Raw genomic sequence first — 24,670 nt, forward strand, 5'->3', positions numbered from 1 at the left:
GTCGTCAAATGAGCCCGGTCTCTTTAAGAAATTGCATCAATTGCTCAGAGACATAATCTGGCGAATATACGTCCGTCTTCAGGTGAAGGTCAGGTTTCGTGGGCGCTTCGTAAGGCGCGTTGACACCGGTAAAATTCTCTAAATCGCCGATCCGGGCTTTTTTGTATAAGCCTTTTGTATCCCGGGCTTCCACAATAGCCAACGGGCAATCTACAAAAATCTCAAAAAACTCATCAGGTTGAAAAAAATCCCGCAACTTTTTTCGCTCGGCTGAAAGCGGAGAAACGAATGCGCATAACACGATCAATCCCGCATCAGCCATTAACTTCGCGACTTCCCCCACTCGCCTCATATTCTCGGCACGTTCAGGCTCTGTGAAGCCGAGGTCACGATTCAGGCCGTTCCTTACATTGTCCCCGTCAAGCACATAAGTATGATGCCCCAACTTGAAAAGCTTGAGTTCGACCAAATTAGACAGAGTGGTTTTCCCGGCCCCTGACAGCCCTGTCAACCACAGTACACAAGGCTTTTGTTTTTTTAAGCTGGCTCGGTCAACCTTGTTTATATCCAGACGAGGCGGGTAGATATCCATGTGTTTAGACTCCTCATCATGGAGCCACTCCGGGGTGAGCGGCCTTTGTGTAAGCTTTTATCATGAAAAATATCTGCTTCATGGTTCGGCGGTTAAATGAATAATTTTCAATACGTTCATCATAGTCGGATCGCATCAATTACTCTGTACTTAACCCAGATGAGCTCTCGGAGATCGCTAGTCCCCGACAAAAAAACTTTTCTGATGGACCAAGTCTTGGATGAGGACAATGCCTCTCCTTCCTCCATATTCGACCTGACGGTCGCGTCATTCTCTTTGAAGAGGCCTTTTCGCTAGCAGGAGGTCCACACATGATCCATTCCAACGTCTTTATTTTTCGATGTAGACGGCACTGCCTCGACTCGACTCCCGGAATCCCTGAGAGTTTGACGTAGCCCTCCGTCAATCGAGCCATGATTTTATTCCCGGAGCTGAGACGCAGAGGTTATTTGGTTACCCGATGGGTCAAATCGTCTTAGAACTTTTGACCTATCATCCAGCGTGTTCATGGTTGGGTGTTGGCTTGCTTATAAGCTCAGGGACGGCTAATCGTCGTCATCCAGAAGGTTGTTCAACGCAATGGCGCGCAACTCTCGAACTTTAGCGATGTTCTTCTCTGGCGAAGACCGGATTACGTCTCGTGGGTCATTGATTCGCACCCGACCATACCCATCGATCAGGAACTGTAAGTCTTCAACGTGCAGGTTATGGGTTCTGAGTCTGGATATGATCTCGTCACAGTCCTTCAGAACGTTGTTATTGAAAGCCACGTCGGTTGGAATGTGTTTGCGGTTATGGATAACGTCTTCGGAGTCCAGAGCATGATGAATGTAGTCTTTTGCTATCCCGACCTTGTTATCGTATTTGACTAAGGAATGCGCATCAACGACCGGAAATCCAAGGTTTTTCAGGTGTTTGGTCATCTTTAGCTCCTTTGCCGCGTAATCACTTCCTGAAATAATCCCGGTTGTGCCTGGCCGGATCAGGCATATGCATTGCCGTGGATCCTGCCGAGAATGATAAACGTCCTTCTGACTTCCGCTTCCAAGCTTTTCGCCCACGGACGGGATTGAGGTAAATTCAGTAGGCGCAGCGACATCCTGGATATTCGGATGCCGCTGGATAGAGGTAGCACTGGAAACAATTGGCATGATGGTCACCGCTGTGTATGCGACTGTACGGGTGTGTGATTCGCGAGCGGAGTCGTCGCGATCTTGCGCAGTGAGTGAAGCCTGGGGTGAGTTGGGTTCCCGGTTTGGCGCCTTTTTCTACACAGATTGAATACGCCGTGTTGGGTACCGTGCTCCATTGGCGAGACTCAATACACCATTCCTTTTAGCTCACCTCAAACGCGATGCAGTGCCTTCGACATTGCCGGTACTGGCAAGCAGAGTAACGTTGAGATCGCGCCCCACGCGCCCGATTACATCGTTACCGCACAGTGTTTGCCGCCGATGTTGGTGTCATGGCCACTGGTCAAGCCCAAACGGATGCCTGCGTACAGATAGGCTTCTTGCTGCTGCAAGCCTTCGCGTTCCAGATCGCCCTTGCCGATGTTGACGCTGGCGTAGAAGCCGATGCCGCCCGGGCCCACCGCGATACCTGCTCCGCCGCCGCCCTTCTTGCGGGTGTTGTCGGTGCTGCTGTTGTTCTGGGCGGCTTTGATGTTGAGGTTGTTGCCGGCGCGCAGGTCGATATCGCGCTGGGCCTGTGCCTGGGTGCCGATCAGGTTGAGGTCGTTGCTGGCTTGCAGGTTGATGTCGCGGTCTGCTTGCAGCGCGGTGACTGTGGAGGATTCCTGACTCTGATCACCGCTGGCGATGCCGTTGCTGCCACCGACGCCGAGTTTGAAGCCGCCGCTGGTGCCGCCCCAGCTTTGCCGCTCGCGGGTTTCCTGGCTGTAGCTGCCTCTGGCGGCATCGAGGGTGACGTCCCGGCCTTTGACGTTGATGTCACGGCCCGCCTGCAGCTGGCCACCGGTGACCTGCACGGCGTTGTTCGCCGACAGGTTCACGTCGTTGCCGGCGCTCAGGGCCGAGGCGCGGTTGGTTTCTTCGATGACCTGCTGGCTGGTGCTCTGCTTGCTGGTGCCCAGTTTGGCGTCGGCTGTCGGGCCTGCAAGATTAGAGCCTAATTTTCGATCTTTATAATTTAATTTATTTAAATTTTAAAACCATTTATATTTTATCTTAGTGACCAATCATGAATTGATATCTGTTGTATTATCTGCTCGGGCGCATGTTCCAATGATGCTCGGTGATCTGTAATAAAACTAATCCCCGTCATGATTACACCATTGTCTTCGATAAGAAACTCATCCTCTACATCATTGAATACTAGCGTGTATTTTTTCTTAAGTGAGACTATTTCATTTCCGGGACGTATACCTTCAAAACTTCCTTCGTACCCAGCTCCGACCGCTATTCGATAAAGAATTTTTGTTTTTTCAAAATACAAACAAACTGTATTGTTCATGTACCGATAAGACAGTGTGTAGTCATTTTCAAATCCGATTCTTCTTTCTATTAGTACCCAGCCGTTATTGTTCAGTAGGATATCTCTGATAGAGGTTTCGGCCCCGTAGTGTTTAATAGGGCCAATTTTTTTTTCTACTTCAAGAAATTTTTCCCCAATATAAAATCCGGCTGCGCTTACCCCGGGAATTATATCTGCGCACATATCTAAATACGAAAAATTCATAATTCACTCCCAAGTTTTCCACTCGCCGCGCTCATACTTTAGACGATTACCTTTTGTATCATAATATTCTTGATATCGGGTAATCGTGCCCGGACCAAAGTCTGGACTTGGGTTAATAACCCTGACTTCTACATTGTCGTTGCGTATGAATTTGTAGTAGGGACTGTCTCCGTGAACTCCGCCACCAGGATGATACTCAATTTCCTTAATTGCTGCATGGCCTTCAACCTTGAAGACTTGAGCTCTCCCAGAGGTCCCTGATACGGGGGGCTTAATAGTCAGTATCGCACCCTCCATAGTGAGTGATTGCCTAATATCATCGATTGACTTACCCCACATGCTTGAGGGGTTTTCAGATATTTTTCGAGGTATGCCTGCCTGCGCGGAGAGATCGTCACGCAACCCCTCACGGGATACGGCAGATGTAGCAAGTGTATCCTTGGCAGTTTGTTTACTTGCAGCAATCTCGGCCTCAGCCTTCACCAACTGAGCCAGATTACTTGAGTCCACCTCCGCGCTGCTCGAAGTAGACCACGCCATCGGGACCCACAACCTCAACGTTGCCTGTCCGGGTATTGATCACACGTCGGTAGCCGTCAGGCAAATTGCCGGTCTTGTTGAAGGCGGAGTTGGCCGAGCTATCTTACGGAGATCAGGCTCAATTGCTCATCAGTCACGATGCTTTCTGGTAAATGATCATAAACGAAAAGCTCATCCCCTAAATTTAAAATACATAGGTTGGATTTATTATCAAACGAAAGGAACAGACCTATTACCGCCTCTTCTGTTAGGGATTTTAAAAGCTTCACTGAAGCTAATCTACTTCCCACAACATCTGAAAATAACGGTTCGTCGGAGATACAAAAGATATCCTCCATTCCGTACTCACCTAAATCGCAACTGCAAAGCGGTTTAAAAGAAAAACACAGAGTCGCACCGTCAGATCCGCCGTAGATCTTCCCGACCTCAGCATCATCAAAAATAAAACTAACTTCTTTAGGGGAAGAGTCTTTCTCGGAAGCTAAGACATGAAATAACGCATTTATTGAGATTAGCCTCTTCCCAAGTAGTGTCTGTAACCAAGATATCATCAACTCAGGATATTTCATTATCTACTTCCTCCCATCAGTGCATTTCGAACAGATGTGTTCTGAGTCATTCCATCTTTTAGGATGGTGACAAATGTCCCATCAGGTTTAGTAACAACCACGTCATCTCCCTTGACTCTGAAGAGTACATCGCCCCGCGCGCCATTCGCTCCTTGCCCAGCGAAGGTTCCAGGAATTACTTTTTCAGTGTTACTGCCAATGTCATGAATCTTATCTAGCACCATTTTTCGATCTGTTGGGCTAGCCGCATTGCCACCGAAATCTTCAACGTGCTTACCGAGTTTTTTACCGAGCTGCTTCGAGTCCACTTTGAATGCAGCGTTGGCACCTAAGCCGCTTGCAGGGAGAGATGTGCTACCAGGTTTAGGAAGAAGACCAGAAGCTTCCCCTTGCGCACCCTCTCCACCCTTAACAACATCAGCCCCAACCCCTCTCTCCTTACCAGTATAATTCTTCCAGTCAGGATGGTAAGGATCAGCCTTCATTTCAGCCGTGACCACCTTGGACTTGCCCGAAAACTTGCCGCTTGTCAGTACGCCCGTCAAGATGGCGGTGGTGAACAGTCCTCCGCCGATCAGGTAGTTATCGTAAGCCTCTTCGTCGCTGAGTTGCTTGCCTTCCATGGCATTGGCGACTTCCTTTCCTATTCACTAATCAGAGCTTTGCAGACCCGTATTAGTTCTGTGGGAAAACTCCACTAACATGGGCCTGCTCCCATAAGAATCAGTGTTTTATGTCGAAACGGGAACAGTCCCTAGGAAATGCTCTTTCATTAACTCTATAGCTAATTTAAAACGTCGCTTCGTTTCAGCAGATCGACGCTCCACCTTGAAAGTACTTACATTAACTACTTCCACTATCGCATCATCTACATTATCGCTTAATCTTGGAATTTCTATAATTGCTATACGACTGCAAGTCGATTAGAACCCAATAAATATCTTCAGCCTGTTCGGAGATCCAATTTAGAATCAGAGCAAAATATATTCCTGGAAAGTATTTTCTTAAGGCCTTCAGTAATAACGGATTAGCGTTTTCGTCAAAAATTTCCTTCATGGAGTTAATCATATCTAATCGCAGTTTATCGCGATTGTCTGGGCTTTTCCTAGTTACAGGATTACCAAAGGCATCGGTTCTTTGGCCTGTAGCATCCTTAAATTCAACATGTGGATTAGAACTTCCTGGCGCGCGCGAGCTACCTTGTTTGATTGTCACACGAGGAATGCCATTCCCGTCAACGTATTTGAGAGGGCCGCCATCTGTCTGAGAAGGCTTCCAGCCTTGAGCCTCCGCGAACTCCTTTAACTCACTCGCTTTTGGCGTGCGACCGGTTTCAAAAATTTTATCAATGCCTTTTGCACCATTTCTAAACGCATAATTATTGTTTAGTCTCTGGCAGTGGTTTTAATGGCGCGGACACATCCTGTGCGCTCTTTAAACTACGACTGCCAGAATGTCAGACAGACGCCATATTCATCGAGAAGATCGTCAGCAATTTCAAACTGAAAGACCTTCTCTGGAAAGGCATCGGATAACGCACGCTTCCAATATCTAGTGATCTGTTCAGCAAATAAATGACAAAGACGATAATCTTCTTCCGATAGGCCCACTTTAAATACGGGTCGGCCCGGTGCATCCTCCCACTTTGAAAAGAACTGATTTATTGAAAAAATATTTCTGTATCGTTCAACGTCTCTACGCGATGTACTTTGTTCCAACATACTAGATTCGGTCTCAACCAGCCCGTTCAAATGAAATTTTTGTGGATCGTATTGCTGAGCGTTAGGCAGCCAGAAAATGTGACCACTGACCTCAATAAAATCAGGAGAGAGCAAACCTAGAACAGAAATTGCCTGTTCTAATGAAACCAAGTGCCCTACATATGAAAAAAACTCCCCGGAGCCAATATCTGAAACAAACAGATTCAACGACTCTTTAGAAATATTACCCTGATAAACTTTCATCATTTCAACCCTAAGCTATCAAGAACCGACTGAGGAACATTTCCCGCAAAAGCTTTTGTATCACTTCCCTTCTTGGGGAAATATGTTCCATTCGGAGCTTGGTTCCATTCGACCACCTTAATCGGAGAGCTAGACACATCATATAGCGCACGCCCTTCAGGACCGTAGACAACAACATGCCCATTTCCCAGATTCGCATAAGAATCGGGAGTTTGCCCTTGCAACGGATACTGAACACCACCACGCGTTCCCGTGACCGTCACATTCGTTTCCCTGAGTCTCTTGGTATAATCTAAATCAATAGTATTACCGGCAGAGTCCGTAATGAACCTGGGTGTATTTGGAGCGTGAGTAGTTGCTTTCGCACCCTCTCCACCCTTAACAACATCAGCCCCAACCCCTCTATCCTTACCAGTATAATTCTTCCAGTCAGGATGGTAAGGATCAGCCTTCATTTCAGCCGTGACTACCTTGGACTTGCCCGAAAACTTGCCGCTTGTCAGCACGCCCGTCAAGATGGCGGTGGTGAACAGTCCTCCGCCGATCAGGTAGTTATCGTAACCCTCTTCGTCGCTGAGTTTTTTGCCTTCCATGGCATTGGCGACTTCCTTACCCAACGCGTCGCTGTACTCAGCGAGCTTCTGGTTCAGGCTCTGTCCCAAAGGCGTCTCGGAAACCGCGTTATAAACCGCCAGTTGCACCAGACCTTTAGGCCCCTGCGTCACCGCCACCAACACACTCACAGCTTCCTGTTGCGCCGGATGCTCCTGAATGTATTCGTTGATCGAGGCCATCGACCGCAGCGTATCCTGAGCGACCGTGAGCTTTTCTTCGTCACTCGCGGTGACGGAGATTTCAGGTAATTCCATCGCATTTGGACTAGTGGGTCTCTTGTCTTCCTGAAGCGTCTTGTCCAGATCTTCAACCGGGTTGAGGTCGATCCCGGCAAGGCGTGCGATTTCCGCTACGACGTTCTCCTGAAACTTGGCGTCGGCCAGGGTTTTCATGGCCTGGTCTCGCGTCATGCCGCCTTGGAGCAACGAGTCCATGGTGTTTTCGGCGAAATCAGCACCCATCAATTTGGTTGCGCCTGAATCTATCTAGCGGCCCAAGGTGCTTTTTATTTTGTTGACGGCACGCGTCAGGTCACGAGAGGCATTCTTGTAGTTTTAGCTAATGTCATCCATGCCTATATAAGGTTTTAAATTTTCTATTTACTAATAAATTAGGGAGGGGTGATTTCTGCGAGCTTGTATTTAAATAAATATAAATAAGCTTTAATGTGTTGGGTGAAGCTAAACTTTTACGCACTTCAGTTCATAGTGCTCAAGAGCTATCTGCAGTGCGTTGCCCAAGCTGTCAGAATCTATTTTGATAGAGTTATCTCCTGTAAGAAAGCCTCCAAAAATTAGAACAGTAAATGGTTTGGTTGGAGAGGTTGTCCATCGCTCCCCATCAAACTTTATGACGACTGATATACCATTCTTCGATATTTCTTCAAATTTTTCTAGTAATTCAGTTAAGTTATTCATAGTGTTTGCTCAATTTTATTATGTTCTTTATTCCCTGCTCCATTTTAAGGCGCGCAGATACGTTAGCAGAGTGAACAACAATTTTAGGTGGAACGAATCCGTCTAGCGCTACTTTTTCCTCAATCCAGAGTATTACATCATAGCCTGTGCCTCTTTGATCATCACCTAAATCATGATCAAGACTTATTTCTTCTACATCGAACTCCTGAAGTAATTTTATTGCTTCATTGGGCCAGTGTACAAGAATCCACCCGGCAGGGGGGGTGCGTATGTCATCCAAAAAAACTTTAATTTTTTTCATTTTTTGACAATAACAGATTTATTTAGTGCCTGCTCAATTGATTCCACGGTTGAAAGTGTACCTAAATTTCCCTTACCCGCCTCATCAATCACGTTCCTAAGTGCGTCCGCATTGATTTCTACTCCATTTTGCTTCACAAACACTTCAACTGCCGTTTGCGCAGTACGTTTATTGCCATCTTTAAACAGATGGCTGCCTGCAATATCTCTTACTACAGTCGCTGCTTGGCTCGAGAATCCTTCTCGATAATACATATTTGTTAATACTGTCTCTACGGCTCCAGTCAGTTCTATACCTTCGCCATTTGTGGTTTTATTTATATCAAAAATTTGCTCACTAGTTAGGGGTTTAAGTTCCCTCGTACTCTCTGTCTCCCCAGTGAGTTCAATTTCATTGTCAGATGCCTCCTGATTCATCACCCCAGGCGCCGGAAGCGTCACAACAGGCCTTGAGTAGTCAGTCGGCGTCTGATTAGCGATCTCGCTCCCGCCTGTCGAATTGGGAGTCGTAGGTGTCGCCCCCGCAGCATATCCGCCACTTTCCGGGTTAGCACGCTCAGCTTCGACAATCGGGTTAACCAGCCTGGAGTTATCGTCGTCGAGCAGATGAATCGGGAAGCCTGTGATGAATAGGGACTTCCATATCCTGATAGAAATAGCGGCCTGAATGTCGACAGATTCGCCTGACCTGGCGACCGAGTCCGCAACCGAATTGGCAGCTTCCCTCAATCGCTCCTGGCCTTCAGGCGTTGCCGCTGTGGTAGTTAAGGCGGCGGCTAACGCAGCGGCAACCCCTGCCCCCAGTGCTATTACTGGAACAAAGTTCGATCTGCCGTCGGTGGACCTGTTCAGAGAAACCAGCAGCCCCAGCGTTCTTAACGCTTCATTAGGATTCTCTTCACCCAGTTCGGTGATACGTGCGACGAGCGGCTCTACATCGGTTTGAGCCATATTACGGAGCACGCTCCTCACGCCTTCCGCTCGTTTGCTCGCATCCAGACTGGTAAGTTGCTGTCTCCGCTCAGTGGTTGCGATCTGGTCTTTCGCACGTGACGTGCCATTACCTGTCGCGACGTCCTGAGGAAGTTGCGCAGCTACCACAAGCACGTCGAGCAGCTTTTCTATGGTGTTGCGGCTGTTCTCGCCGTAGAGGGCTGCACTTCGTTGCCACTGCTCAAGCGCCTGTTTTGGCTTGGCAGCCGCCTCCACCGAACTCTTCGTCACATACAAATCAGTCCGATGCTCATCATCGCGTGTGATTTCATACGCTTTATCCACATCGCGATTCAGCCCGACAGTCGAGTCCTTGCCCGCTGCTGCATCACCGCGCACCACCACGTCCCCAGCACCCACCGTGCCGCGCACAACCTGCTGGCGGTCCTTCTCGTAGTTCCAGCCTTCGACGCTCCAGCCGTTCTGGCCTTGTGTGCCTTTGCCGACCTGGCTCGGGTCCTGAATGGCGCCGCTGCTGTTGCCGAAGGAACCGCCGACGTTCAGGTAGTAACCGTGTTCCTTGTCCTTGCCGGCGATGTCGCTGAAGCCGAGGGTGTTGGTGTCGAGTTTGAGGTTGCCGGTGTCGTAGGCGATGAGTGCGCCGTCGAGTTGGGTGTGGTTCCCGGTGCGAATGTCGACCTGGTCTTTGCCGGTGATGCTGGTCTGTTGCTCGATCCAGTTGGTGGAGCCGTTGGTGCGGCCGTAGCCGGCCGAGCCGCTGAAACTGCCGCCGAAGCCGACCACAACGGTGGCGCTGAGGTCGTATTCCTTACCTTCGGCCTTGCCTGTATTGGCGAGTGAGGTGACGTTGAGGTCGCGCCCCACGCGCCCGACGACGTCGTTGCCGCGCAGGGTGGCGCCGCCGATGTTGGTGTCCTGGCCGCTGGTGAAGCCCAGGCGGTTGCCTGCGTACAGATAGGCTTCCTGTTGCTGCAAGCCTTCGCGTTCCAGGTCGCCCTTGCCGATGTTGACGCTGGCGTAGAAGCCGATGCCGCCCGGGCCTACCGCGATACCTGCTTCGCCGCCGCCGTTTTTGCGGGTGTTGTTTTGGGCGGCTTTGATATTGAGGGGGTTGTCTGCGTAACGACTTCCGTTGCGTCTGTTCATCGCGCTGACACCAGCGTTGGATGTGGACGCCTGCCAGCTAAATAAGATCAGCGAGGCTGCTGACGTGTTAAAGTGTAACTTGGCTTGTTACTAGTATATTTAAAATCTTAATTTTAAAGAGCTATCATTAAGTTGATATTAATTAAGGTATAATAAAAATCCTAAAGCACGTTTTATGCGAGATAAGTGTCAAAAAGTTTTAGCCAGGTAGCTTGGTCAGTAGCTCATTTACTTTTGAAGTATCTTCTGGGTGAAGCTGGAGATACTTATTACAAGCCAATCTCGCGAGATTATAACCATCTGCTTCAGAAACAATAACCTCTTCATCAAACACACCGAACATCAAACCTTCGAATCTCAATTCGTCGCCTGAACTTTCTAAGTCAGGAAAGTGAAAATAAGTCTCGTCAAAACAAAAACCAACACCCTCAGCCATCAAAGACAGACCATACAAAAACTTTTTACTCATATTGATAGAGTTAAAGAATTCCTTAACAATCCCAAACTTATCTTTTTCATAATCAATAGCCTCAAAGAGATACTCACTTTTAAGTTTTTCACTAGAAAAATCAATAGTCATTTTATTTAACCTCCGGGAAAAAGTTTCTCACTGTTTTACCATCCAGGTAAACTCTAAACTTCACACCACCTGCACTTGCCGTGTATTATCTTGCTCCCTGTGAAACTGCTGACTTATAGCCACTTGCAGCAGCCTGCTGACCAAGGTCCAATATTTGGGAGTCAGTAAACACCTTAGGGTCGTAAACAGTTTTAGTAAATATCTCTGACTTATAGCCAATCACATTTCCGGCTCGGTCATACGCTGGTATTTGATATTTTATTTCAGAGATCCCCTTTACTGCCCCTGGAATCTGATTAACGACTTTGGCACCGGTCTGATTTATAGCTTGGGAAAAAGCGTCAAGATTGTGAGTGCCACTTATCCCTTTTCTCTGAGTTAGCCCATCAAAGCTACTCAAGTGATTTTTAATATCTGGATTGACGCTCATTCCCTCTGGAAAATTGGCAGATCCTTTACCCCCAGCAATCTCGGCCTCAGCCTTCACCAACTGAGCCAGATTACCCCCGGCCTTGGGCTTGAGTCCACCTCCGGGCTGCTCGAAGTAGAACACGCCATCGGGACCCACAACCTCAACGTTGCCTGTCCGGGTATTGATCACACGTCGGTAGCCGTCAGGCAAATTGCCGGTCTTGTTGAAGGCGGAGTTGGCCGAGCTGTCTTCGCGGTAATACGACGGGAGCTTTGCCTGTTCCGGCGCTTTGATCGGTCTGGATGCTTTGTTCCAGTCTGGATCAACGGCTACTTTCACGAGATCATCAGGCCTGCTCGCGCCGACACTTGATCCGTTCCCAGCCGTATTTTTTATCAGTCTGGCGCCTGCAACACCCGCAGTAACGCCAGCGGTGCCCAGTGCGATGTTGATCAGCGTGGTTGCGCCACGTACGTAGATATCCCCTTTCTGATCATTCGCATTAAGGCCATACAGTTCTTTCAGCCTGTCATCACTGCTGACGAGATCATCCCGATCCTTGCCGCTCAGTTCGCTTGCCACTGTTTTGGCCATGGAGTCCTTGGCGGCAGCGATTTGTTCGCCAAACAGTTTGTCGAGCACAATATTGCCGGCCATTCCCAGGGCCATTTTTGCCGGCCCCATCACCGCTTGAACGCCTAACCCGAGAAGCGCCGCTTGCTCAGTAGGCAACTGGTCCATATAGCCCTGCAGGCGTTCGGCCTGATCCAGTAGCTTTCCTCCCGGAGTATTCGAGCTGACATCCTGTAGGCGTGCGACTCTGTTTACACCATCTTTGTCTTGATAATGCAGGTACTTGATGTTGCCTGCTGACGCGTCAGCGCCGGAACCACAGTTTCCGGTTGAATCGCAGGCTACTTGCTGTGCATTGAACTCCGAGAAACGGCTCTTAAAACTCTGAATGACAGCGACATCGTTCTGAGACAGGTTTTTGATGTCGTCAGTATCTCTGCCATTTTGTATAAACGTTTTCGTCAGATTAAGCGCTAGCTCGTCACCGTACTGCTTTCTGACATCATCTGGTACGTCGTCTAAAGATACGTTTTGCGCTTGAATATTGCTCCAGATCTGTTCTGCGGCCGACACGGGTCCGCTGACAAGAACGTTCGCAGCATTCACCAAGTCGATGGACTTATCCGGGTAGCTCTTGATGTCGTTCTTCCAGGCTTCTACGGTCCCGGATGGATCAGAAACCGCCTCCACCGAACTCTTCGTCACATACAAATCAGTCCGATGCTCATCATCGCGTGTGATTTCATACGCTTTATCCACATCGCGATTCAGCCCAACAGTCGAGTCCTTGCCCGCTGCTGCATCACCCCGTACCACCACGTCCCCAGCACCCACCGTGCCGCGCACAACCTGCTGGCGGTCCTTCTCGTAGTTCCAGCCTTGTCCTTGCCGGCGATGTCGCTGAAGCCGAGGGTGTTGGTGTCGAGCTTGAGGTTGCCGGTGTCGGAGGCGATGAGTGCGCCGTCGAGTTGGGTGTGGTTCCCGGTGCGGATATCGACCTGGTCCTTGCCGGTGATGCTGGTCTGTTGCTCGATCCAGTTGGTGGAGCCGTTGGTGCGGCCGTAACCGGCCGAGCCGCTGAAACTGCCGCCGAAGCCGACCACGACGGTGGCGCTGAGGTCGTATTCCTTGCCTTCGGCCTTGCCGGTGTTAGCGAGTGAAGTGACGTTGAGGTCGCGCCCCACGCGCCCGACGACGTCGTTGCCGCGAAGGGTGGCGCCGCCGATGTTGGTGTCCTGGCCGCTGGTGAAGCCCAAGCGGTTGCCTGCGTACAGATAGGCTTCTTGCTGCTGCAAGCCTTCGCGTTCCAGGTCGCCCTTGCCGATGTTGACGCTGGCGTAGAAGCCGATGCCGCCCGGGCCCACCGCGATACCTGCTCCGCCGCCGCCCTTCTTGCGGGTGTTGTCGGTGCTGCTGTTGTTCTGGGCGGCTTTGATGTTGAGGTTGTTGCCGGCGCGCAGGTCGATATCGCGCTGGGCCTGTGCCTGGGTGCCGATCAGGTTGAGGTCGTTGCTGGCTTGCAGGTTGATGTCGCGGTCTGCTTGCAGCGCGGTGACTGTGGAGGATTCCTGACTCTGATCACCGCTGGCGATGCCGTTGCTGCCACCGACGCCGAGTTTGAAGCCGCCGCTGGTGCCGCCCCAGCTTTGCCGCTCGCGGGTTTCCTGGCTGTAGCTGCCTCTGGCGGCATCGAGGGTGACGTCCCGGCCTTTGACGTTGATGTCACGGCCCGCCTGCAGCTGGCCACCGGTGACCTGCACGGCGTTGTTCGCCGACAGGTTCACGTCGTTGCCGGCGCTCAGGGCCGAGGCGCGGTTGGTTTCTTCGATGACCTGCTGGCTGGTGCTCTGCTTGCTGGTGCCCAGTTTGGCGTCGCCCGTCGGGCCTGAGAGGAACTGCGAAACCCCGTCCACGGCCTTGAGCGTGCTCGAGCCCTTGCTGACTGCGTCATCACCCTTGCCTGCGCCACTCACGGCATCTTTGGTGCTGCCGTAGTTGTGGTTGACGCTTAGGCTGAGGCCGTTGCGCGAGCTTTCGCGCTGCTGTTCGATCAATTGCGACTCACGCGCCGCATCGATTTTGATGAGATCACTGCTTGTAAAAAACTTTACGCCGTTGGCGTTGGAGGACAATCAGATTGTTTATTGAGCAAAAATCTGCTTCGTTAATGTCGTAGTCTTTGCATTGACAGTGCTTGCGCCTTATGCAGAGTGCTAGCTATTCTGGTGGAGCCTACATCGCTTGGATGCTCAAAAGGTGGAGGTGGTCTTTAGCGTCTTCACCGATTGGCTGGGTGTTTGACAAAAATGAGCGAAAATCGCATAACGAGCTAAAGCTCAAAATTTGAAGCAGTTGTGCAAATGGATAAGGATGAACTCCGCTCAGTGCTCGCTCTGCCCGATGCAATAATTTTAAAAAATCAGGAAAAAGTTTTGTACTTAGTCCAGAGTAAAAACAGCAATCATGAATAGCAATAAGCATCTAAACGAAGTCAGTAAATTTCTCAGCTATGTATTGCGACATGAGCCGCAGTCCATTGGACTTCAGCTCGACAAGGAAGGCTGGGCAGAAATAGATTGTTTAATTGCAGGCGCGGCTAAGGGAGGGGTTGCTCTAGATCGTGAACTGATCTTGGCCGTTGTCAGTAGCAGCGATAAGAGGCGTTTCGCTACTTCTGAAGATGCACAATACATTCGAGCTGTGCAGGGGCACTCGATTGAAAGTGTAGATATCCAGTACATTGAGAAAGAACCTCCCGAGCTTTTGTACCACGGAACTGCAACTCGCTTTCTAACGTCAATTCAGCAACAAGGATTAATTGCAGGATCTCGTCACCACGTACATTTGTCGCAAGACTTTACTACAGCGATAGATGTTGGGCAGCGATATGGAAAACCTGCGGTGCTAAAAGTTGAAGCCCTGCAGATGCACCAACAGGGCTTCAAGTTTTTTCAGGCTGAGAATGATGTATGGTTAACCGGCTATGTCCCAAATTTTTTCATTCGTCAGGAATAGTCGTTGTCCTCAACTTGCTCAGCTTTATAGCGGGAAGACTCTTCTTTGGCAGAAATAAACCAGTCAGAAAAACCTGAATAAGAAAGGTTATCCCAAGGACTTAACTTTGGTTTGGAGTAATCATAAATTCGCACACATGCATTGCCTTCCTTGCACTCCCCATCAAAACAAGCAAGAACAACCCATCCATCATTATACAGTCCAGACTCATCTTGGATAATTGCAAAAGGAACAAGCGCAGCTTCCGAGAATTTCAAAAGCATGGAGCTGTAATAAAAAAGTGATGTCGCCATATCTTTTGATAGAAACCGCCAGGGCTCTATATCTATAAGCTCATCAGCTAAAACTACATTTAGATATTCAGCAGGGAATTTAAAACCATCCGGCAAAATTGGAAGGTCGTACAAAAAATTCTTCATTATTTACCACCTCCAGAAATACGTGGTGCTTCTGTTGAACCGTGAGGGTTGGAGGTAGAAAAGCCTCCTGACTGTTTGTTTATACGACCAGTAATGGCCTCTCCCCAAGTATTAAATTTTTGCCATCCTCTAGCCTCTTGAATAGCTGGCGTCAATGGATCATCAAATTCCCGAACGCTAGCTTTAACATCGATCCCCGCCTCTCTGGCTGCGGCAATTCGGGTGTTATCCATGCTAGTTAGCTTGCCATCAGGCATTTTAACAACGTCAACTGGATCACCTTTCCAGCCATTAGTACGCATGCTTTGAACTAAATCATCGTATGTGTAATTTGTACCTGTTACTCGGTCAGTTTTATTGAAAGAAACGCTATTTTGCGAGAACCGAATATCATCAGCCGCATGAAGTGTTGCACTATTTGAGCCTTTACCTCCCTCCCCCTTAACAACATCAGCCCCAACCCCTCTATCCTTACCAGTATAATTCTTCCAGTCAGGATGGTAAGGATCAGCCTTCATTTCAGCCGTGACCACCTTGGACTTGCCCGAAAACTTGCCGCTTGTCAGTACGCCCGTCAAGATGGCGGTGGTGAACAGTCCTCCGCCGATCAGGTAGTTATCGTAACCCTCTTCGTCGCTGAGTTTTTTGCCTTCCATGGCATTGGCGACTTCCTTACCCAACGCGTCGCTGTACTCGGCGAGCTTCTGGTTCAGGCTCTGCCCCAAAGGCGTTTCGGAAACCGCGTTGTAAACCGCCAGTTGCACCAGACCTTTAGGCCCCTGCGCTACCGCCACCAATACGCTTACGGCTTCTTCCTGTTGCGGATGCTCCTGGATGTACTGCTTGATCGAAGCCATCGATCGCAACGTGGTCTGAGCGACCGTGAGCTTTTCTTCGTCACTCGCGGTGACAGAGATTTCAGGTAATTCCATCGCATTTGGGCTAGTGGGTCTCTTGTCTTCCTGAAGCGTCTTGTCCAGGTCTTCAACCGGGTTGAGGTCGATCCCGGCAAGGCGAGCGATTTCCGCTACGACGTTCTCCTGAAACTTGGCGTCGGCCAGGGTATTCATGGCCTGGTCTCGCGTCATGCCACCTTGGAGCAGCGAGTCCATGGTGTTTTCGGCGAAATCAGCGCCCATCAGTTTGGTCGCGCCTGAATCCATCTGGCGGCCCAAGGTGCTTTGGATCTTGTTGACGGCACGTGTCAAATTGCGGGAGGCATCTTCGAAGTTCTGCCGAGCGGTGTCGTCGTAGGTCAGTAACTGATTTGTCCACTGTTTGGCGGTGACAACCGGTTGGCTGGCCGCCTCCACCGAACTCTTCGTCACATACAAATCAGTCCGATGCTCTTCATCGCGCGTGATTTCATACGCTTTATCCACATCGCGATTCAGCCCGACAGTCGAGTCCTTGCCCGCTGCTGCATCACCGCGCACCACCACGTCCCCAACACCCACAGTCCCCCGCACAACCTGCTGGCGGTCTTTCTCGTAGTTCCAGCCTTCGACGCTCCAGCCGTTCTGGCCTTGTGTGCCTTTGCCGACCTGGCTCGGGTCCTGAATGGCGCCGCTGCTGTTGCCGTAGGAACCGCCGACGTTCAGGTAATAGCCGTGTTCCTTGTCCTTGCCGGCGATGTCGCTGAAGCCGAGGGTGTTGGTGTCGAGCTTGAGGTTGCCGGTGTCGGAGGCGATGAGTGCGCCGTCGAGTTGGGTGTGGTTCCCGGTGCGGATATCGACCTGGTCCTTGCCGGTGATGCTGGTCTGTTGCTCGATCCAGTTGGTGGAGCCGTTGGTGCGGCCGTAACCGGCCGAGCCGCTGAAACTGCCGCCGAAGCCGACCACGACGGTGGCGCTGAGGTCGTATTCCTTGCCTTCGGCCTTGCCGGTGTTAGCGAGTGAAGTGACGTTGAGGTCGCGCCCCACGCGCCCGACGACGTCGTTGCCGCGAAGGGTGGCGCCGCCGATGTTGGTGTCCTGGCCGCTGGTGAAGCCCAAGCGGTTGCCTGCGTACAGATAGGCTTCTTGCTGCTGCAAGCCTTCGCGTTCCAGGTCGCCCTTGCCGATGTTGACGCTGGCGTAGAAGCCGATGCCGCCTGGGCCTACCGCGATACCTGCTTCGCCGCCGCCGTTCTTGCGGGTGTTGTCGGTGCTGCTGTTGTTCTGGGCGGCTTTGATGTTGAGGTTATTGCCTGCGCGCAGGTCGATATCGCGCTGGGCCTGTGCCTGGGTGCCGATCAGGTTGAGGTCGTTGCTGGCCTGCAGGTTGATGTCGCGGCCTGCTTGCAAAGCGGTGACTGTGGAGGATTCCTGACTCTGATCACCGCTGGCGATGCCGTTGCTGCCACCGACGCCGAGTTTGAAGCCGCCGCTGGTGCCGCCGTGGATGCCGCCCCAGCTTTGACGCTCGCGGGTTTCCTGGCTGTAGCTGCCTCTGGCGGCATCAAGGGTGACGTCCCGGCCTTTGACGTTGATGTCACGGCCCGCCTGCAGCTGGCCACCGGTGACCTGCACGGCGTTGTTCGCCGACAGGTTCACGTCGTTGCCGGCGCTCAGGGTCGAGGCGCGGTTGGTTTCTTCGATGACCTGCTGGCTGGTGCTCTGCTTGCTGGTGCCCAGTTTGGCGTCGCCCGTCGGGCCTGAGAGGAACTGCGAAACCCCGTCCACGGCCTTGAGCGTGCTCGAGCCCTTGCTGACTGCGTCATCACCCTTGCCTGCGCCACTCACGGCATCTTTGGTGCTGCCGTAGTTGTGGTTGACGCTTAGGCTGAGGCCGTTGCGCGAGCTTTCGCGCTGCTGTTCGATCAGTTGCGACTCACGGGCCGCGTCGATCTTGATGTTGCGCCCGGCCGTCAGGTCAATATTGTTGGCGGCTTCAAGGTCGGAGCCGATCTGATTGATGTCGCGTTTGGCATCGACGGCCAGGTTTTCACCGGCGCGGATCTGGCTGGCGGCGGCGGTCTGTTGCTCAAGGCGGTTTTTCTCCTTGGTGCGATCAACGCCTGCAAAGAACGTTACGCCGTTGGCGTTGGAGGACACACCGATGCCGGTCTGCCGGTTCTTTTCCCAGTCCTGACTGGAGTTGCTGTTCTGCGCAGCCAGCACATTGACGTCCTGACCGGCGTTCAGGCGCACATTGCCGCCTGCGTTGATGCTGCTGCCTATCACGTTGATGTCGCGCTCGGCTTGCAGATCGGCATCGCGTACCGCGTTGACCTGGCTGCCTACGCTGGTGCTGCTCTGTGCGACGCGGCCGGCTTCCTTGGCCGACGAGATCGACAGGAAACCCCCGGACACCGACAGACCGGTTTTCTTCTTGTACTCCTCGCTGCGGCTGTAGGCCTCGTCGTTGGCTGAGACCAGGTTGATATCACCGGTTTTGTCCAGCAGGCCGGCCCTGACGTCGACATCATTGCCCGCGCCGATCTCGCTCGCGCGCAGCCGCACATCCTTGCCGGACGCAACCACCACATCGTCGCCTGCGTCCAGTTCGCTGCCGACCTGAGTCGCGCTGGTCTTCAGCTGGCTTTTGCCGCTTTTGGACAGGCCGAGGAAACCCGACTTGGTCTTCTTGCTGTAGGCCCCGTGTTCCTCGACACCCGAGAGCACCGCGACGTCGTTGGTCGCACCCAGTACCAGGTCATTACCGGCCGACAGCTTGCTGCCGATGACGCTGACATCACGCCCGCCGTTGATGTTGACGCTGCCGTCGGCGGCCTTGCTGGCGTTGACCGTGAGGTCTTGCCCCGCGTTGACCTCGGAGGCCATGTTGGTGCTGTCGTAGCTTTCCTGCTGCTTGCTGCTGCTACGCCCGAATGAGCCTTTGCTCTTCTTCGAGTAGAAGTACGAATTCTCGTCTTTGGCCGAGGTGATGGTCGTGTCCTGCGCGGCATCCAGCGCAACGTCACCGCCTGCCTTGACCCGACTGGCGACGATGTCGAGGTTTTGTCCGGCATCTGCCGAGAGGTTACCGCCCGCGTTAAGCTCACTGGCCTGCTGATTGACCGTGCGGGTCTCCAGTGTGGTCTTCTTGCTTCGCGACACGTATTCGCTTTGGTTGGCTGCCGACTCGAGCGCAAGGTTGCCAGCGGAGCGCAAGGCCATATCCCGCCCGGCGTCCACGCGACTTGCCGTTACGCCCAGATCACGTCCCGCCTGCACCGCGACATCCTGACCGGCGTTTACGCTGGCGCCCAGCTGGTTGGTGCTGGTGCGTACGTGGTTTGGTCCGTCGCTACGGTCTTGCTGGAGTTGTGCGGCGCTGATCGCGACATCGCGATCAGCCAGCAGGGTTACGTCGCGTCCGGCCTGTAGCGCACCGCTGTTGCTGACGTCGCGACCGGCACTGATGGTCAGGTCATTGGCAGCCTCGACGCGAGCGGCGTTATTGGCGAAGTCTCTGCGCCAGGTGGAATTGCCGACTGCGCTCTGATGGCTGGTAACGCTGCGTTCGTTGCTCACGTCGCCGTTGGCGGAACTCAGGGTCACGTCGCGCCCGGCGACAATACCGCCTGCGCGGTTGATCAGGTTGTTGTCGGCGCGCAGGTTCAGGCGCTCGTTGGTCTGAATCAGGCCTTCGTTGATGAGGCTGTTGCCTGAGCGAGCGTTGAGGGTACTGGTCGCTCGGAGTACGCCGACGTTGGTCAGGTTGTTGCCCGCGATCAGCGACAGGTCGCCGCCCTGGATCAGCGCGCCATTGTTGGCCAGTCGATTGTTGGCCTGGGCCAGATAAAGCACCGGCACCAGCACGTGTTCGCCGCGCACGACCTGATCTTCCATCCACACGATGTCGTGAGTCAGGGCCGCGACCTGCTCGCCCGTCAGGGCCACGCCGACGCTAAGGTCCAGCGCGCTCTTGCTGGCGATGGCGTTGTCCATCAGGTATTTGTACATGGCTTCATCGCTGGTCAGACCGTCGATGAAGCGTTGGCCGGTACGCGCTATAACCGCTTGCTGGATCAGGCGCTGCTCGTAATAACCATCGCCCAGGCGCTTCCAGGCAGCGTCGGGGTTGTAACCGACGGTGTCGAGCAAGTAGCTGGAGCTCAGGAACTGACGCAGGTCGGTCAGCGCCGGGTTGGTTTCGATCAGGTACGGGTGTGGCTGGGCGGCTGTTGCGGTACCGAGCAATTGTGCGCCACTGCCTGGAAGGCTCGTGCCGTTTTGCGTGTCGCTCAGGCGAAACAGGCCGTTTTGTCCGGTCGGCAAGCTAAAGCCGGGCAAGGCAGTCGGGTTGACCTGCTGCTGCGCGAGGTCAGGCGGCAATTGACGATTGAGCGTGACGACCGTTGCGTAATCGGTGCCCGGCGCCGTAGTGTCTGTGCGTGTGCCGCCGCTGACGTAGGTGAACCCGCCGCGCACCACACTGTTGTCGAAATTGTTGCCTGCCGTGATGCTGACCGGGCCGCCGGCCTGAATGGTTGCGGCGTAGGTCGTGGCATCGAAGGCGAGCTGGCGGTTGGTTTCAAGCTCTGGGACGTCGCGTTCAGTGATCGCGATGAAGTTGCTCATCGCGGCCTGCAAGCCACTCAGGTTGTTTGGGTCGTAGCGTGGACTGTCTTGCGAATAGCGCAGGTTGAACAGCCTGGCGTCTTCATCCCAGCGGTCGTCGTCCCGGGTACGGCGGGAGACGAAGATGCGGTTGTTCTCGGTCTGGCCGGTGACCACGCCGACGTTGCTGAAGTTGTTGAAGGTGGCGGTCAGGGCGCCGCCGCTGGCCAGCGAGCTGCTGCTGTTGAGGAAATCACCCCCGGCCAGCGTCATGTTGCCACCGGACGTGATGCTCGATGCAGCGCTGGCGGCGGTCACCTCCAGCTTTTCCAGCTGCTGGATCTTCCAGACGTGGTGCTCCTTGCCGCCGCCGCAATCCAGATTGCCGGTGCCCGGGGTTGAGCAGGAGATCTCGTCGATGCGAGCGCTGTAGATTCCGGAGTCTTTCACCGACAGCACATCGCGAATGTTCTGAACCGTGTTGGCGGCCAGCAGCATGCTGCCGTCGCTGGTCAGCGTGGCAGAGCGATTGATGATGCTGTTGGCGAACGCGCCAGCGGCATCACGACTGATCTGCAGGTTGCCCATGCTGTACACATCGGCGTACTGGTTGGTGAAGTCATTCACCAGCAGCGAGGTATTGCCGCCGCTGAAGATCAGCGCGTTCTGGTTCAGCAGCGTCGGGGTGCTGACCGACAGGTTGCCGCCTGCGCCCAAGGTGCCGTAGTTGTTGATGGCCCCTGCGTTTACTTGCAGGTCGGTGTTGCCGGTGATCCGTCCGCTGTTGTTGAGGATGCCATCGATATCAATGACACCGGCCGCGCCGCTGGCCAGCCGCGCGTTGGCGTCGGTCAGGTTGAGCTGCGCGGCCGTCAGGGTCGAACTGCCCAGGCTGGTCATGCTGCCTGCGCCGTTGTAGGCACCGGTCAGGCGCACGTCCAGCGTACCGTCGCTGGCAATGCGTCCGTCGTTGGTCCAGTTGCCGCCGCGTCCGACGAAGCTGTTGGCTGCCAGTAACTGCCCGCCACCCAGCTGAGTGAAGCTGCCGATGTTCAGGTCCATGTTGGCCGCTTGCAGCGTGGTGCTGTTGGTCCAGCTGTCGCCGGTCAGGGTCAGGCTGCCGTTGGTGGAAATACTGCCGCCTGCGTTTTGCAGGAGTGCCAGGCTCAGGCCGAGATCGCCCTGGCCAACGTGGAGGATGGAGCCGTTGGTGTTGACCAGGCTGCCGATGGCGAACTGCAGATTGCTGCTCGCGCTTTCCAGCTTGCCGCCGGTGTTGTCCAGCGCACCGCTCAGGGTCAGCACTGTAGAGCCGCCGTTGCCTAGAGCGCGCAGTTGTCCCGACGTGTTGTCCAGGCTGGCCGCCTTGAGCAGCAAGCTGTTGTCACTTTCGATGATGCCCTGCCGGTTGTTCAATGCGCCGGACAGGTCGAAGTCGATGTCCCGGCCGGCTACCTGACCGTCCTGGTCGCCGCTGTTATCGAAGCTATCGCCGCGGACTTGCACCAGACCCAGGGCAGACAGCGCGCCATTGCGGTTATCGAAGGTCGACGCTTGAATCAGCGCATCGCCCTGTTGTGCGGCGATGCTGCCGCCATTGTTATCGATGCCGCCACGCGCGGTCAGCAGCAGGCGCTGGCCCTGAATGACCCCGCCTTTGGCGTTCGCCAGGCCGTTGCGCAGCAGGCCGGAAAGATCGGTGCTCACGCCTCCTGACAGACTGGCCAGCACGCCTGCGCTGTTATCGACGCTGGCTCCGGTGATCGACAGATCACCAGTCTGCGCGATGAGGTTACCGCCCACGTTGCTGACGGCGCCGTTGCCGGTCGCCAGGGTCAGCGTATTGGCGCTTTGCACCACGCCGCTGTCGTTGTTGAGTGCGCCAGCGTTCAGGCCGAGCGTGCCGGTGCGGCTGTTGATCAGCCCGTTGTTGCCATTCAGCACATCGCCGCTGGACGTGATCGAGACGGTGCTGCCAGCAAGGGTGCCGTTGTTGCGGTTATCCAGGGTGGTGGCGAACAGGGTCATCAGGCCCTGGCTGGTCAGGCGGCCATTGCTGTTGGTCACGTTGCCGCCGCGTTGCAGCAGCAAGTCTCCGCCGCTGACGATGTTGCCATTGCTGTTGTTCAGCGTGCCGGGCAGGTCAAGGGTCATGGCTGAGTTGCTGACCACTGTGCCGTTGGTATTGGTCAGAGCGCCATTCAGGGTGAGCGTCATGCCTGTGTTGCTGACCAGCGTGCCTGCGGTGTTATCGAAGCTGTCGCCGGTCAGGGTCATGCCCTGCCAGCCGGAAATCAGGCCGCCCAGGTTATTGAGTACAGTGGTGTTCAGCGCCAGCGCTGCGCCACTGGTGATCCGGCTTGTGGCGCTGTTGTCGAGCTGTGCCGAGTTGATGTTCAAGGCCTGAGCCGCGCTCAGGGTACCGCCGCTGTTGTTCAGGCGTGCGCTGCTCACGGTCAGCACGCCGTCAGTCACCAGTTGCCCGGCGGAGTTGTCCAGGCTTTCACTGGCGGTGACCGATTGCTCACCGGCACTGGACAGCTGGCCGTTGCTGTTGTCGAGGCGCGCAGCACTGGCCGTCAACGTGCCTTCCGACACGATTTTCCCGGCGCGGTTATCCAGCGTTTCGCTGACGATGGCGCTGAGTGCGCTGCTGGCCGCCAGAGTGCCCTGATTCACCACGTTGCGCGCGCGGACACTCAAGGTGCCCGTGCTGTTGCGTGTGTTGTCGGCGTTGATCCCGGATTCGATGACGCCGGTGTTGCTCAGTTGATCGGCGTCGATGGTCACGGCCTGACCGGCCACCAGATCGCTGCTGTTGGTGAGGGTTTCTGAGGCGTTGAGCGCCAGTTGTGAACCGGCATAGGTCGGCCCGGTGACGCTGATGTCGCGAGCCTTGGCAACGATGTTGCCGCTGGCTGCGGTCTGATTCATGGTCAGCTTGCCGTTGGCATCGATATTGATATCGCCACCGCTGGCCGCCAGGTCTCCGGCCAGCCGAACCCCGACGCCTGCTTCGGTGCCGACCAGCCGGACCGCCCCGGCGTACATCCCGCCCAGCGCCGAGGAGTCGATGGCCAGTTCAGGTTTGGCGCTGCCGTCGTCTGGCAGTGGCGTGGCATTGAGCGTCTGGGCGTCGACGTCGTTGCGGCCAGCGATGATGTTCAGGCGCTTGGCATGCAGCTCGGCGTTGATTTTTGCGCTGCGGGTGATGATGTCGAACTGGTCGACGTTGTCGGCATTCAGGCCGACGCCATCGATGGACACGCTGCCGCCCTGAACGTTGAAGCGATTCAACTGACCGTTGGCGTCCAGTACCGGCTTGCCAGTGGTCAGTGTGACTTGCGGGGTGTTGATGAAACCGCAGCCGTTGCAACTGATGCCATAGGGGTTGGCCACGATCACGCGCGCCGACTGCCCTGCCACCTCGGTATACCCGTTGAGCTGACTGGCATTGGCACCGGTCACCTCGTTGAGAATCGTACGCGCGGCTGTGCCCCCCAGATTCTTGTTACCCACGATGATGCCGCCCAGTTGCGTGCTCTGGGTGGCATTGGTCGCGTTGTTGAGAATCACGCCTTTGCTGTCGACGTTGTACTGCTGGTACTGGTTATGCGACAGCCCCGACCCGTTGGGTGCGGCAATGTTGATCACCGGCACGCCGTTGCCAGCCTGGCCTACGGAGGTGTTGGTGGCGCCGCTGACAGCGATGCCTTCGGCCTGCGCCAGCAGCGGCTGCCAGAACAGCGCGTTGGCGAGGATCAATGCGATGCCGCGCTTGGGCATGCCCCAGAAGCGTGGGCGTTCGGTCAGGGCCGCAGAAGGCTGACGTGTCAGCAGAGCCAGTTGATGAACGTCCATGTGAGCAACCTCGGGGCAGTGTTATCA

General features: G+C 54.1%; 13 protein-coding genes and 3 pseudogenes. 1 reads left to right on the forward strand and 15 read right to left on the reverse strand.

All coding sequences use genetic code 11. The annotated features are described in order from the left end of the window. Nucleotides 1–4 precede the first annotated feature (4 nt). From cysC to I9H07_RS25265, 13 genes and pseudogenes are all read right to left on the reverse strand, one after another. Nucleotides 5–592 (reverse strand): adenylyl-sulfate kinase, encoded by a 588-nt coding sequence (cysC, locus tag I9H07_RS24090; RefSeq protein WP_236425368.1) that lies wholly within the window; start codon nucleotides 590–592, stop codon nucleotides 5–7. A 545-nt stretch (nucleotides 593–1,137) separates the two neighbouring features. Further along, a complete protein-coding gene (gene hopBF1, locus I9H07_RS24095) occupies nucleotides 1,138–1,743 on the reverse strand; it encodes a T3SS effector protein kinase HopBF1 (RefSeq protein ID WP_236425367.1) in 606 nt (201 codons plus the stop codon). A gap of 210 nt (nucleotides 1,744–1,953) precedes the next feature. After that, nucleotides 1,954–2,714: pseudogene (locus tag I9H07_RS24100) on the reverse strand (hemagglutinin repeat-containing protein); the annotation flags it as partial. A 62-nt stretch (nucleotides 2,715–2,776) separates the two neighbouring features. Next, on the reverse strand, nucleotides 2,777–3,292 hold the full coding sequence (locus tag I9H07_RS24105) for a hypothetical protein (RefSeq protein ID WP_024675069.1): 516 nt from the start codon (nucleotides 3,290–3,292) through the stop codon (nucleotides 2,777–2,779). 3 nt (nucleotides 3,293–3,295) lie between these two features. Continuing rightward, nucleotides 3,296–3,802: a hypothetical protein gene (locus I9H07_RS24110; protein WP_236426766.1), complete on the reverse strand. Its 507-nt coding sequence runs from the start codon at nucleotides 3,800–3,802 to the stop codon at nucleotides 3,296–3,298. A gap of 128 nt (nucleotides 3,803–3,930) precedes the next feature. After that, nucleotides 3,931–4,401, reverse strand: coding sequence for a hypothetical protein (locus tag I9H07_RS24115; protein ID WP_024673395.1), 471 nt, complete (start codon nucleotides 4,399–4,401; stop codon nucleotides 3,931–3,933). Further along, nucleotides 4,401–5,024 carry a hypothetical protein gene (locus I9H07_RS24120; RefSeq protein WP_024673396.1) on the reverse strand — a complete coding sequence of 208 codons (624 nt, stop codon included), beginning with the start codon at nucleotides 5,022–5,024 and terminating at the stop codon, nucleotides 4,401–4,403. Before I9H07_RS24120 ends, I9H07_RS24115 begins: the two co-directional genes overlap by 1 nt. 816 nt (nucleotides 5,025–5,840) lie before the next feature. After that, nucleotides 5,841–6,365: a hypothetical protein gene (locus I9H07_RS24125; protein ID WP_024673397.1), complete on the reverse strand. Its 525-nt coding sequence runs from the start codon at nucleotides 6,363–6,365 to the stop codon at nucleotides 5,841–5,843. After that, on the reverse strand, nucleotides 6,365–7,441 hold the full coding sequence (locus I9H07_RS24130; protein ID WP_236427174.1) for a hypothetical protein: 1,077 nt from the start codon (nucleotides 7,439–7,441) through the stop codon (nucleotides 6,365–6,367). The genes I9H07_RS24125 and I9H07_RS24130 overlap by 1 nt, the downstream gene beginning before the upstream one ends. A 448-nt stretch (nucleotides 7,442–7,889) precedes the next feature. Continuing rightward, a complete protein-coding gene (locus tag I9H07_RS24135) occupies nucleotides 7,890–8,198 on the reverse strand; it encodes a cyclic-phosphate processing receiver domain-containing protein (RefSeq protein WP_236427175.1) in 309 nt (102 codons plus the stop codon). Next, a pseudogene (locus I9H07_RS24140) lies at nucleotides 8,195–10,270 on the reverse strand (hemagglutinin repeat-containing protein); the annotation flags it as partial. The pseudogene I9H07_RS24140 and the gene I9H07_RS24135, both read right to left, overlap by 4 nt. Before the next feature lie 226 nt (nucleotides 10,271–10,496). Beyond that, nucleotides 10,497–10,877, reverse strand: coding sequence for a ribonuclease toxin immunity protein CdiI (cdiI, locus tag I9H07_RS24145; RefSeq protein ID WP_024673870.1), 381 nt, complete (start codon nucleotides 10,875–10,877; stop codon nucleotides 10,497–10,499). Between the two features lie 85 nt (nucleotides 10,878–10,962). Beyond that, nucleotides 10,963–13,961, reverse strand: a pseudogene (locus I9H07_RS25265) (hemagglutinin repeat-containing protein); the annotation flags it as partial. Nucleotides 13,962–14,325: 364 nt separating this feature from the next. On the opposite strand from I9H07_RS25265, the gene I9H07_RS24160 reads away from it, so the two are divergent. Next, nucleotides 14,326–14,877, forward strand: a complete 552-nt coding sequence (locus I9H07_RS24160) for an RNA 2'-phosphotransferase (protein ID WP_236427198.1) — start codon at nucleotides 14,326–14,328, stop codon at nucleotides 14,875–14,877. Here the strand turns inward: I9H07_RS24160 and I9H07_RS24165 are convergent. Both I9H07_RS24165 and I9H07_RS24175 read right to left on the reverse strand, forming a co-directional pair. Then, on the reverse strand, nucleotides 14,868–15,296 hold the full coding sequence (locus I9H07_RS24165; protein ID WP_236427197.1) for a hypothetical protein: 429 nt from the start codon (nucleotides 15,294–15,296) through the stop codon (nucleotides 14,868–14,870). The genes I9H07_RS24160 and I9H07_RS24165 overlap by 10 nt on opposite strands. After that, nucleotides 15,296–24,643 carry a hemagglutinin repeat-containing protein gene (locus I9H07_RS24175; protein ID WP_283107543.1) on the reverse strand — a complete coding sequence of 3,116 codons (9,348 nt, stop codon included), beginning with the start codon at nucleotides 24,641–24,643 and terminating at the stop codon, nucleotides 15,296–15,298. The genes I9H07_RS24165 and I9H07_RS24175 overlap by 1 nt, the downstream gene beginning before the upstream one ends. Nucleotides 24,644–24,670 lie beyond the last annotated feature (27 nt).

It is taken from the genome of Pseudomonas syringae (assembly GCF_023278085.1).
Taxonomy (GTDB): Bacteria; Pseudomonadota; Gammaproteobacteria; order Pseudomonadales; family Pseudomonadaceae; genus Aquipseudomonas; species Aquipseudomonas syringae_Q.